This window comes from Pseudomonas sp. S3_B11, from assembly GCF_054667715.1.
Window position 1 is genome coordinate 6,761,914 of record NZ_CP162749.1, and the last position, 13,826, is coordinate 6,775,739.

Genomic DNA, 13,826 nt, shown 5'->3' on the forward strand with positions numbered 1-13,826 from the left:
ATGCGCAGGCTGTGGGTTGGGTGGTTGTTGTGCTTGATCCCTGCGCTGGCAGCAGCGCAGGACGAGCCGTTGCGCCTGGCCTTCGACGGTCAATTGCTGCGCGTGAGCCAGACCCAGGTGCTGGATCGCCAACCATTGCCCGACACTTTGCAGGCGCCTCTGGGCAGCCTGTGGAAGCTGTTTGTCTACGCCTGGCTGGTGGACACCGACGCTCGCGAACCGGTCTATGAGTGCCGCGGCGAGTCGAAGGAAGAAGTCTATTGCTGCAACGCCGGGCAGAGCATCGGTCGTGACCAGGCCCTGGTGAAATCCTGTGGCTTGTATTTCGAGCCACAGCGGCTCGGGCTGTCGGCCTCGAACTGGCGCGATTACTGGCAGGCCCGTCAGGCGCCGGCATGGTTGTTGGATCTGCCGACCTTGCAACCCCAGACGCAAGTGCCCGTCGCGCAGTTACTCAAGGCCCTGGCCACGCTGCCGGCCCAGGAGCAGGCGCGACGGGTGCTGCTGGATGTGGCGCTCAGCGCGGCCGACGGGCGGCTGGTCGGCGAATTGGGCAGTCGCCTGCGGGTCAAGACCTGGAGCTGGCTGGGTGACCAGGGGCCTTCATCGCGACAGGGCGGTTTCGCCGGTTGGCTGGCCGATGGCACCCCGGTGTGGGCCGGTGGCCGCGGCACCAGCCAGCAGGTCCTGAAGGTCTACGGTGAAGGTCTGGCGGCGGCATTGCCAGCGCGCTGGCCGGCGGAAACCGGACGTTGCGTGGAAGTCGGCCTGTTTGCCCGCTATCCGTTGCAGCGGGTGATGTCCGGTGACCGTCCGGCCTCGCCAGGTCAACTGCGCGGCGACTACCGCGTCGAATTTACCAATGGCAATCAATTGGACATCCACAGCGATGGCGAGCTGTTCCTGATGCCCGGCAAGCTGGTGGCGCGTCTGGACCGGGAGGAATACGTCGCCCGAGTCTTGCAGCGCGAAGCCAAGGCCGAGCCTGCCGAGGCGGCCAAGGCCCTGGCCGTGGCGATCCGCACCTACCTGCTGCAGAACGCCCAGCGTAACGGCGATTGCCTGAGCATCGACGACAGCAGCCATCGCCAGCGCGTCGCGCCACGCCCGGCGGCGCCCGAAACCCGCGCCATTGCCGCCTGGACCAGCGACTTGGTCCTGGCCGGCACCGATGTTACCTACCACTCCGACCAGCCTGGGCCGGACAAACTGTCCTGGGCACAAGCGGTGGAACAAGCCAACGCCGGCCAGCGCTACGACGCCATCCTGCTGCACGCCTACCCGCGCGCCAGCCTCAGCCGCTGGGACAACCCGGTGGCATCCTGCGAGGCGCTGCCCGCCGCGCAGGACTGGTTGCTGAAACAGCGCCGGGGCTGGCGCGAGCGGCTGGAAAGTGAAGTGGGCTACAACGAAATCAGCGCTTTCGCCGTCTGCCGCGTCGCCTTTGGCCGGCCTTATGTCGACCGCGAGCGCCAGCGCATCTACGTGCGCGGCGTGCTGTCGCTGCAGGACCGTCTCGACCTGACGCATGAATATCTGCACCTGGCCTTCGAAGCTCATCCCAACGGCCAGGACGAAACCTATATCGAAGGGCTTGCCCGTCACCTCTTGCTGGAATAGACCATGACACTCCGTTATCCACAGGTCTTGCTGTTGTTCTGCGCCCTGACCGCGTTGCCCTCGGCCATGGCCGCCGACACCATCAAGCTCGACACTCCGATTGGCGGCTGGCGCAGCGGTGCGCCGGGCGGTGAAGGCGAAAGTTTCAGCCAGACCGTCAACTACCCGGCTTCGTCGGTCAACACGCCCCCGGGCCAAGCCAACACCGCACGCATTACTGGGCAGATCAAAAGCGCACCCAAGGACAGCAACGTACCGGGCCAACTCATCGTCAACGGCGTCAGCCTGCCGCTGAAGCTGGACGAGGAAGGTCGCTTCGACCGGCCGTTCTCGTTCCCCAACGGCAGCAACAGCGTTGAAGTACGCAGCGCCGATGGCCAGCAGCGCCACCGTACGCAATTTCTCAACACCAGCGGCGGCGCCACACCGGCCAAGCTGCGGGTCCTGTTGACCTGGGACAGCGACGGCACCGACCTGGACCTGCACCTGGTCACCCCGGACGGCGCCCACATCTGGTACGGCGACCGCGCCGCCGCCAACGGCGCCGCTCTCGACGTCGACGTCACCACCGGCTACGGCCCGGAAATCTTCGCCATGCCCGCGCCGATCAAAGGCCAGTACCTGGTGTATGTGAACTACTACGGCGGCGGTTATCGCAGTGAGGAGGTCGACGAAGAGGGCGAGGGCGGTGGAGAACAAGCGCAACAAGCCCTGACCACCGCACAAGTCACCGTGATCACCGAAGAGGGCACGCCGAACGAGAAGATGGAAACCTTCGTCGTGCCAATGCGGGCGGTGGGTGAACTGACGTTGGTCAAAAGCTTCAGCTATCCGTAAGGCGCCATCAGCAGTCACAACTGATGTCGCCGCCTGGGGAGATCCCCCTGTGGGAGCGAGCTTGCTCGCGAAGACGGTCTTGCATCCAGCATCAATGCAAGCTGACCCACCGCCATCGCGAGCAAGCTCAGCTCCCACAGAGGATCGATGGTGGACGCCTGATCTGTGAACGCTCAAAAAACCTGTGGGAGCCGAGCTTGCTCGCGATGACGGCGGCACATTCGGCATCGAGGTGTCTGGTAGGTCGCTATCGCGAGCAAGCTCGCTCCCACAGGGGGGATCAGTCGCTAAAAAAATCTCACGCGTGAGCTATTGTGAGGTTTGGAAAGTACCTGTAGTGTTTCTCACGCGTGAGTTTTTCACAGTGGGGTCAGTATCATGCCAATCAGCTCTCCATCAGATCCGCCAGACGGGTCTGCGACCGATTCAGCGAGCCGCACGGGAGAGCGCGCCAAACCCTCCGCGAAAAAGCCGTCGAGCTTCTACATGAAGCAGATGCGCGCGGGCCTGAGTGCCGCCGGGTATGTGAAACACGAGACTTGGGTGCTTCCCGAAAACCGAAGCCTGCTCAAGCAGATGGAGAAACAGCTACGCCAACCGATTCTGGCTGGCTCATTCATGTCGGAGGATTACATGAGCGCAGGTAACAACTGGAACATCGATCGCCTCTACAGCGCCCTTCAGGCCCTGGACGAAGTGGTCGCGAACGACATCACTCTCTCTCTCGTTCAAGGCTCCGAGTCCAGCATCAAGCTGGAAATGAATGATTTTGGTGGCCTGCCGATCTACATCGCGGTGGTGGGCGACCAGATCATCGTCGATACCGTCCTGGTGGACGTCGAATCGATCAACGACGTGGCGGCCTTCAACGATGCCGTGCTGCGCAGCCGGGAAATGTTCCCGCTGTCGTCCATCGGCATCGAGACCATGCCCAACGGACAGGTCGTCTACAACATGTTCGGTGCGCTGAGCTCCGACTCCAGCCTGACCAACGTCGTGACCGAGGTCAAAACCCTCGTCGACAACGTCCAGCGCGCCAGCGAAGCCTTCGAACGCTTCTTCATTTAATTCACCGAACAGGAACCATCCAATGACTCAGTCCATCTGGAGCAAATTGTTCACCGCATTGCGTGGCGGTGCCAGCGAAGTCGGTGAATCGATCGTCGACCAACAGGCCCTGCGCATCCTCGACCAGGAAATTCGCGATGCCGACAGCGCGCTGGCCAACGCCAAGCGTGAACTGGTCACCATCATGGCCAAGCACAAGCTGGCGACTGATCGCGTCGGCGAATACAACGCCAAGATCAAGGACCTGGAAGCCAAGGCCCTGGCCGCGATCCAGGCCAACCGCGAAGACCTGGCGCTGGAAGTGGCCGAAGCCATTTCGACCCTGACCAACGAACTGGACGCCGAGCAGAAGCACGCGACCGAATTCGGCGGTTATGCGGACAACATGCGCAAAGACATCACCAAGGCCGAAAGCCGGATCAAAAGCCTGCGTCAGCAGGTGGACATGGCCAAGGCCCGCGAAAGCGTGCAGAAGGCCCAGGTCAGTGCTTCGATCGCCAGCGGCGGCGCCAATGGCAAGCTGGAAACCGCCGTCGGTACGCTCAACCGTCTGCAGGCCAAGCAACAGCAACGTGCCGCCGAGCTGCAAGCCCAGGACGAACTGGCCGAGGCTTCGACCGGCTCCGATCTGGAGCGCAAGCTGCGCGACGCTGGCATCACGCCGAACGAAGGCAGTGCCAATGCGATCCTGGAACGTTTGAAGAAAAAATCGGCTGAGTAATCAGTCAAGCCCGTAGTGAGGGACTTGCTCGTGCCGGACTTTGTAGGAGCTGGCGAAGCCTGCGATCTTTTGATCTTTCGCTTGAGATTCAAGTGTCTGGGGAAAGATCGCAGCCTCGTTGCACTCGACAGCTCCTACATAGGTCCCTCGCCACAAAAGTGTTCGGCACGCCATGGATTTAATTGTGAGGCAGGTACTTTTATCCAAGCCCCGCAGCAGGTTTAATGCTGTCCGGCCACTACGCTCGAGCCCTCAGACGCCAGAGCGATGATCCCGCCAGGAACGAAGCCCCACGGAGTCAGGGACGAATGTCGATTTTCCTTTTGTTGCGCACGTACGCTGCGTCCTTCTTCCATCGGTTCGGCTGGGCGGGCCTGGCCATAGCGTTGGGCGTGCACCTGTCCACGGCCTGGATCGGCCTGGTGCTGCTGGGCGAGCAACACCTCATCGCCGCCGCCACGTTTATCTACTTCTATCTCACCACCACGCTCACCGTCGGCTATGGCGATCTGTTGCCACAGACATCCGCCGGGCGAATTTTTGTGGCGACCTGGATCATGCTCGGGGGCATTGCCCTGTTGACGACGGTCATCGGCAAAACCACCAGCAGCGTCATTGATGTATGGAGAAAAGGCATGAAGGGCAAAGGCGATTTCACCGGCAAGGTCGGCCACACGGTTCTCATCGGCTGGGAGGGCGCCTCCAGCGAGCGGGTCATTGAGTTGCTGCTGCAGGACGAAACGTCCAATGACAATCTGATCGTCATCTGCGATTGCGATCTTGAAGAAAACCCCATGCCCGGCAAGACCTCGTTCATCAAGGGCGACAGCCTGTCCTCCGTCGCGCTGTTGCAGCGTGCCGGCGTGCCGGGTGCCGAACGCGTGCTGGTGCGAACCCATTCCGACGACCTGACCCTGGCCACCGTGCTGGCGGTCAATCAATTGGGGCCCGCCGGGCATGTGGTCGCGCACTTCAATGACAGCGAAATCGCCGCCCTCGCCAGCGCCTATGCGCCGAGCCTGGAATGCACCTCCAGCATGGCCATCGAAATGCTGGTGCGTGCCTCCCAGGACCCGGGCTCGTCCGTGGTCATCAATGAATTGCTCTGTGTCGGCCAAGGCGCCACCCAGTACCTGATGAAGCTACCCGAGGCGTTTGAAGCGACGTTCGGTGACCTTTATGCCCGGATGAAAGAACAGCACAACGCTACGCTGATTGGTTACCGCGCCAAGGGCGCCCGACACCCGTCGATCAACCCGCCCGGCGCCACCCGCGTCGTGGGCGGAGAACTCTTCTACATCGCCTCCACGCGTCTCAAGGAAATTTCCCATGGGGTGGTTTAAACAGTTGATGGGGCTTGAGGCCCCGAACGCGAACACGACAACCAGCAATAACTCGCCTGTCACCGGGCCGCTGGGCCTGGCCTCCGGCAAGCAGGTCATGTTCGACTCCACGCTCAAGTTGTTGCTCGACGGCAACAGCACCGTGGTCATCCCGGGCTCCCAACAGATCTGGAGCCTGGGCATCGTCGACCTCGGGCAGTCGAACTGGCTGTCGCGTTGCTACATGAACGACGAGGACTACTGGCTGCAAGTGCACACCAGTGGCGATATCGCCGGGCAGGTCGAGTCGGTGATCCTGTTCAACTACCTCAGCTACGTCACGATCAACAGTGAAGCGGAGTTGCGTCGCCTGGCCGGCCCCGAAAGCCTGATCGGCCTGCCGACCTACACCCACGACGGCGTCGAGTACACCCGCGAGTGGGGCACCGAGGCTGGCCAGACAGAACTGGTGACGTTGAGCGAGCGCGTGAGCAACCCGGATGAATCCTACAACGTCGAGCACAGTTCGATGCTGTACGCCCGCGACACCGGCCTGACGGATCGCCGGGAGTTCCTGCTGTTCTCCGTCGAAGAGGACGCCGAAGGCACTGTCAGCCTGAGCACTTCGCTGGGTATTTCGCTGTACACCACTGACCTGAACACTTTTTGAATAAGGAAGAAGTCCATGCTTGAAGCGCTCTCCATTTCCCTGAACAAGGCCGCCGTGTTCGGCTTCGTCCTTTATATCCTCGGCGCCGCCGTGCTGTTCGCGCTGTTTCAGTTCATCTACATCCATGTCACACCACACAAAGAGTTTGAACTGATCCGTTCGGGCAACGTGGCTGCGGCGATCGCCCTGAGCGGTGCCCTCATTGGTTTCGCCATCCCGGCCAGCAATGTGATTGCCTACTCGATCAGCCTGCTGGATTTCGTCGTCTGGGCAGTGATCGCCGCTGTCGTTCAGTTGTTGGCGTTCCTGGTGACCAGCCTGGTGCTCAAGGGCGCTTCCGCGCGCATCAAGAACGGTGAAATCGCCGCGGGTATCTACATCGCTGCCGTGGCCATCAGCGTCGGCATGTTGAACGCCGCGTGCATGACGCCTTCCACGAACTGATTGCGCCACGGAGAACCCGATGAAACGAAGCAAGTACGTCCAGCTTTCGCTGGCCGCGTCGGTCGCCCTGGCGATATCCGGCTGCGGGCCTACGGAAAAAACCTACAAGTTGCAGAAGAAGTACAACTTCCAGTCCGTCCAGCAATGTGTCGATGAAAAGCTGCCGGTGGACATTTGCGCCGACGCCTACATGAGCGCCATGGCCGAGCATCGTCGCATCGCGCCGACGTACGTCAGCCAGGCCGATTGCGATGCCGACTTTGTCCCCGATTGGTGCCAGCAGGACTCGTCCGGTCAGTTCATCCCCAAGCTGGGTGGTTTCGAGCTGAGCGCCGATGGCGAGGTCACGCAATCCCAGGTCGACGCTGCCCGGGCCCAATTGCCGGCTTCGGAAGCGAACGTCGGTGGTTCAGGCTTCGGCAACCTGCTGACCGGCATGCTGATCGGCAACATGTTGAGCGGCAACCGCAACAGCTATTACTCCGAGCCGGTCTACCGCTACCGCGATGATCGAGGCGACTACGGGTCCTCGACCCTCAGCCAGCGGGTGTCCAGTGGCTCGACCTTTACCAAGTCCAACCAGGCGCGGTACGGCGGCTATACCGACTCCATCAAGACCAGCAAGGCGATGTCCGTCGCGTCCTCCACGTCTCGCGGTGGCTTCGGCAGCAAGTCGAGTGCCCGCAGCGGTTGGGGCGGTTCGAGCAGCTCCGGCGGTTGAGGAACCAGCGCCATGAAGAAGATCCATTGCGCAGAACGTCATGACTGGAAGCAGACTGCCGAGCAGCTCGGCTTTCTGTTCCACACCATCGACGACGAACCCTACTGGGACGAAAGCGCGTACTACCAGTTCACCCTCAAGCAGATCGAGGACGACCTGGAAGACCCGACCACCGAGATCCATGACATGTGCATGGACCTCGTGGCCCGCGTGGTCCAGAGCGAAGAACTGCTGGAACGCCTGAGCATTCCCGCGCCGTTTTTCGACCTGGTGCGCACTTCATGGCTCGAAGGCCACCCGCATCTGTATGGGCGTATGGATTTCTCCTACAACGGCAGCGGCCCCGCCAAGCTGTTGGAGCTCAACTACGACACGCCGACCAGCCTCTACGAAGCGGCGGCGTTCCAGTGGGGTTGGCTGGAGCAATGCATCGAGCGCGGTTTGCTGCCCAAGCATGCCGACCAGTTCAACAGCATCGACACCAAGCTGCACCAGGCCTTTGCCCAGTTGCAGCTCAAAGAGCCGTTTTATTTCGCCTCGATGAAAGGCTCGGTGGAAGACAAGGGCACCACGGACTACTTGCGCCTGATCGCGGAAAAAGTCGGCATTGAATCGCGGCACATCGATATCGAAGACATCGGCCTCAACAGTGACGGGCGTTTTGTCGACCTGGAAGAGCGCTGGATTCCGCACCTGTTCAAGCTGCATGCCTGGGAGTTCATCTTCCACGAGCCGTTTGGTGAAGCGATTGCCCAGTGCGATACGCAGTTTTTCGAGCCGGCCTGGAAGTCGATCATCTCGAACAAAGGCATCCTGCCGCTGCTCTGGGAATTCAACAAAGGCCACCCGAACCTGCTCGCGGCCCACCTGGATACCGACACGAGCAAAGCGGTGCCCAAGGGCTGGGTGCGCAAGCCGTTCTTTTCCCGGGAGGGCGCCAACATCGAGCTGCAGACCGCTGATGGCCTGATCGTAAAAGAAGACGGCCCCTACACCGACGCCCCGTTCATCCTCCAGGAATTCGCGCCACTGCCACGCTTTGACGACAGCTACACCCTGATCGGCTCCTGGGTCATCGGCGACCAGGCCGCTGGCATTGGCGTGCGGGAAGACAACAGCCTGATCACCAAGGATTCAAGCCGGTTCTTGCCGCACCTGATCCTCGACTGATTCTCCCTCCACACCCAAGCCCCAGTGGGAGCGAGCTTGCTCGCGATAGCGGTAGATCAGCCGACATCAATGTTGGCTGACCTGGCCCTATCGCGAGCAAGCTCGCTCCCACAGGTTTAGGTGTTCGTCACAGGCTTTTTCAGGTCCACCAGTACCGCACCAGGTGGAAGAAGATCGGCGCCGCGAAGCAGACCGAGTCCAACCGGTCGAGCATGCCGCCGTGGCCTTCGATCATGTGGCCCCAGTCCTTGACGCCGCGGTCGCGCTTGATCGCTGACATGACGATGCCGCCAGCGAACCCCAGCAAGTTGATCAGCAAGGCGATGAGGAACGACTGCCAGGGATTGAACGGCGTGATCCACCACAGCGCGCCACCGATCAGCGAGGCCAGGAAAATGCCGCCGACAAACCCTTCCACGGTTTTCGAGGGCGACAGGTTCGGCGCGATCTTGTGTTTGCCGAACAGCTTGCCGCAGACGTACTGCAACACATCCGAGAGCTGCACCACGATCACCAGATACGCGATCAGCAACAGGTTGCGCCCTTCGAAACCGGCGATGTCCAACGTCAGCAGGGCCGGGACGAAGGAGATGCAGAACACCGCGATCATCAAGCCCCACTGAACCTTGGAAGCGCGCTCCAGGAAGTGCGTGCTGTCGCCGCCCAGGGACGCCAGGATCGGCAGCAGCAGGAACACATACACCGGGATGAAGATCGAAAACAGCCCGTACCAGTCGTAGTAGATCAACAGGTATTGCAGCGGCAGCGCCAGGTAGAACGCGGCCACCAGGGCCGGATAATCACTGCGCCGGGTCGGGGTCAGGGTCAGGAATTCTCGCAGGGCGTAGAACGACACCGCGTAGAACAACAGGATCACCGCCGCGTTGCCGAGCCAGAACGCGATGCCGATCACCAGCACCATGATCCACCAGGCATTGATCCGCGCATTGAGGTTGTCGATGACGGAATTCGGCGCGCCTTTAGTCCGCAGCCTGAGAATGAAACCGATCAACGAAGCCAGCACCAGAATGGCGCCGATCCCGCCAAACAACATCAGGGTATATCGATCCATGTCAGACGTGCTCCGGGGCCAGTGCCAGCAGCGCGGCGCGACTGCGTTCAAGAAATTGCTCTTTGCTTTCACCTTCTTCGATGCACAGCGGTGCGCCGAAACTGGTGGTGCATAACAGTGGCAGAGGCAGAACCCGGCCCTTGGGCATGACGCGGTTGAGGTTGGCGATCCACACCGGGATCACCTCGACCTCGGGGTGATTCTTCATCAAGTGATAGATCCCGCTCTTGAAGGGCAACAGGTCTTCCTCCGGATTGCGTGTGCCTTCCGGAAAGATGATCAGCGAGTCGCCGTTTTCCAGCGCATCGAGCATCGGCTGCAATGGGCTGTAGGAAGGATCCTTGCGCTCGCGGTCCACCAGCACGCCGTTGAACACCCGGTTGATGATGTAGCGCCGCACCGGGCTGGTTTGCCAATAGTCGGCTCCCGCCACCGGGCGGGTGAGCCTGCGCAGCGCTGGCGGCAGCGAGGCCCAGAGCAACACGAAGTCACCGTGGCTGCTGTGGTTGGCGAAGTAGATCCGCTGCACCGGCGTCGGCGCGCAGCCGAGCCACAGGCTGCGAGCGCCCGTGACCATGCGGGCGGCGGAGGTGATGAGGTTGGCGACCACGGGTTCGAACATGAGGATTCCTTATCCTGAGAAAGCTAGCCAGGGACTGGCCAGGATGAAGCCCAGCGTCAAGACAACTTGTGCAGCCAGCAACCGCGATTGCCGGCGCAGCAGCAACAACGCGCCGTGCCGGCGTTCGGTCCACAGACGGCCTGCACGTGCGGCCGGTTGCAGGCCCAGCGAGGTGAGGGCCTGGTCCAAGGTATAGGTGCGTTCGGCCAGGGATTGGCTGCTGTCAGCCATGCGCTGGAACAGATCGGCATCGAATGCCACGCGCAGCGCCCAGTATTTCTCCAGCACCCCGAGGACGATCAGTGCGGCACTCAACAGCAGCAACCACGGATCGATAACGCCCACCAGCCACTGCCCGAACCCCAGCAGTACCGCCAGCAGCGTCAGCCCGGTGGACAGTTGATCCAGCGAATGGCCCCGGCGCAACAGGCTCGCCACGGTGTGGAGCTCCATATCAGTGATCATGGATATTCCCCCTGTGCTGTGGATAACTGTTCCAGCGCGCGACGGTGCGCCGCGTGCAAGACGATACGCGGTCGAGCGCGCTGGATTTGCACGATCGCCGCGTCAACGTTCGCTGCCCGCCCACTGTGCAACAACCAGGCAACCACCGCCGTGGCGCTGCGCGAATAACCCAGGGCGCAGCAGACCAGCACCGGCCCGTGCTGGCGCAGGCTTTCGATGGCTTCTGCCGCTTTCAGGCATTGCTCGGCGGTCGGAGCGGTCAGGTCGAGCACCGGCAATGAGCGATAGGCGACGCCCGTGCTGTCCATGGACAGTTCTGCGCAGAGGTCGAGCACCCCGGTAAACGCACTGTCCTTCAGCTCCATCGGCGTGGGGATGCGCCCCAGCCAGACGTTATCCGCCACCTGGTCCGGCTGCGGATGCTTGCGCGTCCAACTGCGCGAATTGATCCACGCCGCCGCCAGATAAGGCGCCAGCAACCAGCGCGCCGCCGGACTCAAGCGACCATCGGCACGCTTCTGGAAACCGTCGGCACCGAACAACAGGTAATTCAGCGCCACCATGAGCACCGCGACCGCCGGCCAGATCAGCCAGAGCCACGCGCCGCCGAAGGCAAACGCCGGGATGAACAGCGCCGCCGCGCCCAAGCCATAACGCAAGGCCAAGCGTCGGCGGGCAGGATCTACCGCCAGCCGCGCACTCAGCAGCGGACTCGGACGGTCCAGCGGCCACAGCCAGACACACAGCCAACCGGCCAGCGCGCCCGTGGGCAGGTCAATGAAGTGATGTTGATAAGTGGTCAGCACCGACACGCCGATCAATGCGAACCAACCGTGCATCACCCAGCGCCAGAAGCCCTGCAGATGCCGCTGATAGCAGACCCACAGCACCACCAGCAACGCGATGTGCAGCGACGGCGCCTGGTTGAACGGCTTGTCGAAACCCGCCAGCACTTCGAACAACCAACCGAACACCCCGTCCATTTCCGGACGGGGGAAGGTAAAGCGCAACGGCCAGAGCAGGAAGCAACTGACCGCAATCGCCTGGGCCGTGAGCAGGCGCAAGGCGTGGCGCTTGAGTTCTTCGCGGCTGGTGGGCAACAGCAAGGACAGGCCGTACAGCAGATCAATCGACCAGTAAGGCACGATGGTCCAGGCCATGAACGGCATGTGGCTTTCCCAGGCGAACACCAGCGTGCCGACGTCGTCACGCTGGGACGTGACCCAGGTGGCGAAGCCATAGGTGGTGAAGAACAGCGGCGCCAGCAACAGCAGCCACAGCACCGCCGGTTTCAGCAGTGCGGGCTCGCGGGCCGGGGTGATGACGGCGCTCATTACTGCACTCGCTGGGCCAGCGAAACGCTGAAAATGCCCCATTCATCGACCCGCAGGGTGATCTTGCGGAAGCCCGCCGCCTCAACCAATTGATCCATCTCTGCCTGGGTGCGTCGACGCATCACCCAGGCCTGACCTGCGCGGTGGCTGGTGAGGGCGCGGGCGATCAGCTCCAGTTGCGGGTGCCACGGCTGGCCGGTGTAGACCAGGAAACCGCCAGGCTCCACGGCTTCGGCCAGGCCGGCGAGGGAGCCACCGACCAGTTGGTTGTCGGCAAACAACTCGTACAGGCCCGACACCACGGCGAGGGTTGGTTTCGGTTCCAACGCTGCCAGATCCTGGCGGTCGAAGGCATCGCCTTTGACGAATCGGGCGATATCGCCCAAGCCTTTTTCCACGATCAGCGCACTGCCGTCGCGCACGTTGATGTCGCTGTAGTCGCGCAGCAGGATCGACTCGGGCAACGGGCTGACGCCTTGCAGCGCTTCAAGAATGTAGCGGCCATGGCCGGCGGCGATGTCGACGATGCGCACCTCGCGGTCTTGGGCGCGCAATTCGGCCATCGCCAGGCGCAGCAATTCCTCGACGTTCAGCTTGCGTTGGCGAATGCCGCGCCAGCCGATGGAGTTCAGGTAGTTCTGGTCAATCATCTTGCCCAGCGCCGAGGTGCCGGTGGGGCGGTTGCGGTAGACGTAATCCAGGGTACTGCCGGAGTCGAACCCGGTGTCGAAGCCCAGCTTCACCCCGGCCGACAACTTGCTGCCAAAGCGCATGCTGGCGCGGGTCATGCGCCAGTAGAGGTCGCGCAACGAATTGTGCGGCAGCGGCGTGGCCAGGGTTTCGGCTTCGGCGCAGGTCGCGCCCAGGCGATCGGCGTCGAGCAGGGAAGGGCGGTCCAGCGGTCGGGCAAAGTTCTGCAGGATGAAGCGGCGGGCACTGGCAACGGCCGGCGCGCGGTTCTTCTCGCCGAGGGTGTCGTGGAAGAAACCCGGCAGGATGTGCTTCTCTTTGTGCAGGCTGCCCAGGCGCTCGAAGAACTGCTCCTGGGGTTTGCGGTGCACGACAAAGTCCGAGCCGGAGATCAACAACTGCGTTGGCACCTGGATCGCCTGGGCATCGGCCACCACGCGGTCGGCGGCTTCGTACAGGCCCAGCAGCACGTTCACCGAAATGGCCTTGGTGATCAACGGGTCGCTGTCGTAGGACGCCACGCGCTCCGGGTCATGGCTGAGGAATTTCGGCTTGACGTAGCTGTTGACGAAGAAGTTGCCACGCAACTTGCGCATCAGCGCCAGGCCCGGACGGGCGAATGGCACGTAGAGCTTGACCTTGAACGCCGGCGACGCCAGCACCAGCGAGCGAATGCGCGGCGCGTAGTCGTGGACCCAGGTGGACGCGATCACCGCGCCGACACTTTGTGCGACCACGGCGATGTTTGCTTCGTCGATCTGATGCGCCACGCCGATGTGATCGCAGAAGGTCTGCACATCCCGCGCACTGGCGGCAAAGCTCGGGCTGTCGCCTCGTTCGCCAGGCGACTGGCCATGGCCGCGTGCGTCCCAGGCAAAGAAGTCGAACCCGGGCAGGTCCAGTTCATCCACCAGGTGCGCAATGCGCCCGGAGTGTTCATGACCGCGATGAAACAACAACACAGCCTGGCGGGGCTCACCCGCCGCCGCGTCGACAGCCGGCCAGTGCCGGTAGAACAACTCCACGCCATCGTGGGTGGTGAACGTCAGTTCCTGGGCTTCGCGCATTGC

At 62.3% G+C, this 13,826-nt stretch carries 14 protein-coding genes; 9 read left to right on the forward strand and 5 right to left on the reverse strand.

The window, feature by feature from the left end; genetic code table 11:
* From AB4O22_RS30340 to AB4O22_RS30380, 9 genes are all read left to right on the forward strand, one after another.
* Positions 1-1,620, forward strand: coding sequence for a DUF2300 domain-containing protein (locus AB4O22_RS30340; RefSeq protein WP_223523907.1), 1,620 nt, complete (start codon positions 1-3; stop codon positions 1,618-1,620).
* Positions 1,621-1,623: 3 nt separating this feature from the next.
* Complete coding sequence (locus AB4O22_RS30345) at positions 1,624-2,457, forward strand: YfaP family protein (protein ID WP_460095711.1); 834 nt, start codon at positions 1,624-1,626, stop codon at positions 2,455-2,457.
* A gap of 486 nt (positions 2,458-2,943) precedes the next feature.
* Positions 2,944-3,525, forward strand: a complete 582-nt coding sequence (locus tag AB4O22_RS30350; RefSeq protein ID WP_013694303.1) for a YjfI family protein — start codon at positions 2,944-2,946, stop codon at positions 3,523-3,525.
* Positions 3,526-3,547: 22 nt separating this feature from the next.
* Entirely contained in the window at positions 3,548-4,246 is a 699-nt protein-coding gene (locus AB4O22_RS30355; RefSeq protein ID WP_003205987.1) for a PspA/IM30 family protein, read from the forward strand.
* Positions 4,247-4,554: 308 nt separating this feature from the next.
* Positions 4,555-5,589 (forward strand): ion channel, encoded by a 1,035-nt coding sequence (locus AB4O22_RS30360; protein WP_460095712.1) that lies wholly within the window; start codon positions 4,555-4,557, stop codon positions 5,587-5,589.
* Positions 5,576-6,238: a DUF2491 family protein gene (locus AB4O22_RS30365; RefSeq protein WP_460095713.1), complete on the forward strand. Its 663-nt coding sequence runs from the start codon at positions 5,576-5,578 to the stop codon at positions 6,236-6,238. Before AB4O22_RS30360 ends, AB4O22_RS30365 begins: the two co-directional genes overlap by 14 nt.
* 15 nt (positions 6,239-6,253) lie before the next feature.
* The gene (locus AB4O22_RS30370) at positions 6,254-6,682 is read left to right on the forward strand and encodes a DUF350 domain-containing protein (protein WP_003205981.1); all 429 of its coding nucleotides are present in this window, start codon (positions 6,254-6,256) and stop codon (positions 6,680-6,682) included.
* A gap of 19 nt (positions 6,683-6,701) precedes the next feature.
* Positions 6,702-7,403, forward strand: a complete 702-nt coding sequence (locus AB4O22_RS30375) for a DUF1190 domain-containing protein (protein ID WP_223472544.1) — start codon at positions 6,702-6,704, stop codon at positions 7,401-7,403.
* 12 nt (positions 7,404-7,415) lie between these two features.
* Positions 7,416-8,573, forward strand: coding sequence for a glutathionylspermidine synthase family protein (locus AB4O22_RS30380; protein WP_223472543.1), 1,158 nt, complete (start codon positions 7,416-7,418; stop codon positions 8,571-8,573).
* 139 nt (positions 8,574-8,712) lie between these two features.
* Here AB4O22_RS30380 and AB4O22_RS30385 read toward each other — a convergent pair whose 3' ends face one another.
* Genes AB4O22_RS30385 through AB4O22_RS30405 form a run of 5 tightly spaced genes read right to left on the reverse strand, consistent with a single transcriptional unit; the run spans position 8,713 to position 13,823 of the window.
* Positions 8,713-9,645: a phosphatidate cytidylyltransferase gene (locus tag AB4O22_RS30385; protein WP_003205974.1), complete on the reverse strand. Its 933-nt coding sequence runs from the start codon at positions 9,643-9,645 to the stop codon at positions 8,713-8,715.
* A gap of 1 nt (position 9,646) precedes the next feature.
* Positions 9,647-10,267, reverse strand: a complete 621-nt coding sequence (locus AB4O22_RS30390; RefSeq protein WP_460095714.1) for a lysophospholipid acyltransferase family protein — start codon at positions 10,265-10,267, stop codon at positions 9,647-9,649.
* A 9-nt stretch (positions 10,268-10,276) separates the two neighbouring features.
* On the reverse strand, positions 10,277-10,732 hold the full coding sequence (locus AB4O22_RS30395; protein WP_460095715.1) for a hypothetical protein: 456 nt from the start codon (positions 10,730-10,732) through the stop codon (positions 10,277-10,279).
* Entirely contained in the window at positions 10,729-12,066 is a 1,338-nt protein-coding gene (locus AB4O22_RS30400; protein ID WP_223472540.1) for a phosphatase PAP2/dual specificity phosphatase family protein, read from the reverse strand. Before AB4O22_RS30400 ends, AB4O22_RS30395 begins: the two co-directional genes overlap by 4 nt.
* Entirely contained in the window at positions 12,066-13,823 is a 1,758-nt protein-coding gene (locus AB4O22_RS30405; RefSeq protein WP_460095716.1) for a bifunctional alpha/beta hydrolase/class I SAM-dependent methyltransferase, read from the reverse strand. Before AB4O22_RS30405 ends, AB4O22_RS30400 begins: the two co-directional genes overlap by 1 nt.
* Positions 13,824-13,826 lie beyond the last annotated feature (3 nt).

Bases quoted from the DNA above. Each gene is read 5' to 3' on its own strand.
- AB4O22_RS30340 (WP_223523907.1), top strand. From the start codon at position 1: ATGCGCAGGCTGTGGGTTGGGTGGTTGTTGTGCTTGATCCCTGCGCTG.
- AB4O22_RS30345 (WP_460095711.1), top strand. From the start codon at position 1,624: ATGACACTCCGTTATCCACAGGTCTTGCTGTTGTTCTGCGCCCTGACC.
- AB4O22_RS30350 (WP_013694303.1), top strand. From the start codon at position 2,944: ATGAAGCAGATGCGCGCGGGCCTGAGTGCCGCCGGGTATGTGAAACAC.
- AB4O22_RS30355 (WP_003205987.1), top strand. From the start codon at position 3,548: ATGACTCAGTCCATCTGGAGCAAATTGTTCACCGCATTGCGTGGCGGT.
- AB4O22_RS30360 (WP_460095712.1), top strand. From the start codon at position 4,555: ATGTCGATTTTCCTTTTGTTGCGCACGTACGCTGCGTCCTTCTTCCAT.
- AB4O22_RS30365 (WP_460095713.1), top strand. From the start codon at position 5,576: ATGGGGTGGTTTAAACAGTTGATGGGGCTTGAGGCCCCGAACGCGAAC.
- AB4O22_RS30370 (WP_003205981.1), top strand. From the start codon at position 6,254: ATGCTTGAAGCGCTCTCCATTTCCCTGAACAAGGCCGCCGTGTTCGGC.
- AB4O22_RS30375 (WP_223472544.1), top strand. From the start codon at position 6,702: ATGAAACGAAGCAAGTACGTCCAGCTTTCGCTGGCCGCGTCGGTCGCC.
- AB4O22_RS30380 (WP_223472543.1), top strand. From the start codon at position 7,416: ATGAAGAAGATCCATTGCGCAGAACGTCATGACTGGAAGCAGACTGCC.
- AB4O22_RS30385 (WP_003205974.1), bottom strand. From the start codon at position 9,645: ATGGATCGATATACCCTGATGTTGTTTGGCGGGATCGGCGCCATTCTG.
- AB4O22_RS30390 (WP_460095714.1), bottom strand. From the start codon at position 10,267: ATGTTCGAACCCGTGGTCGCCAACCTCATCACCTCCGCCGCCCGCATG.
- AB4O22_RS30395 (WP_460095715.1), bottom strand. From the start codon at position 10,732: ATGATCACTGATATGGAGCTCCACACCGTGGCGAGCCTGTTGCGCCGG.
- AB4O22_RS30400 (WP_223472540.1), bottom strand. From the start codon at position 12,066: ATGAGCGCCGTCATCACCCCGGCCCGCGAGCCCGCACTGCTGAAACCG.
- AB4O22_RS30405 (WP_460095716.1), bottom strand. From the start codon at position 13,823: ATGCGCGAAGCCCAGGAACTGACGTTCACCACCCACGATGGCGTGGAG.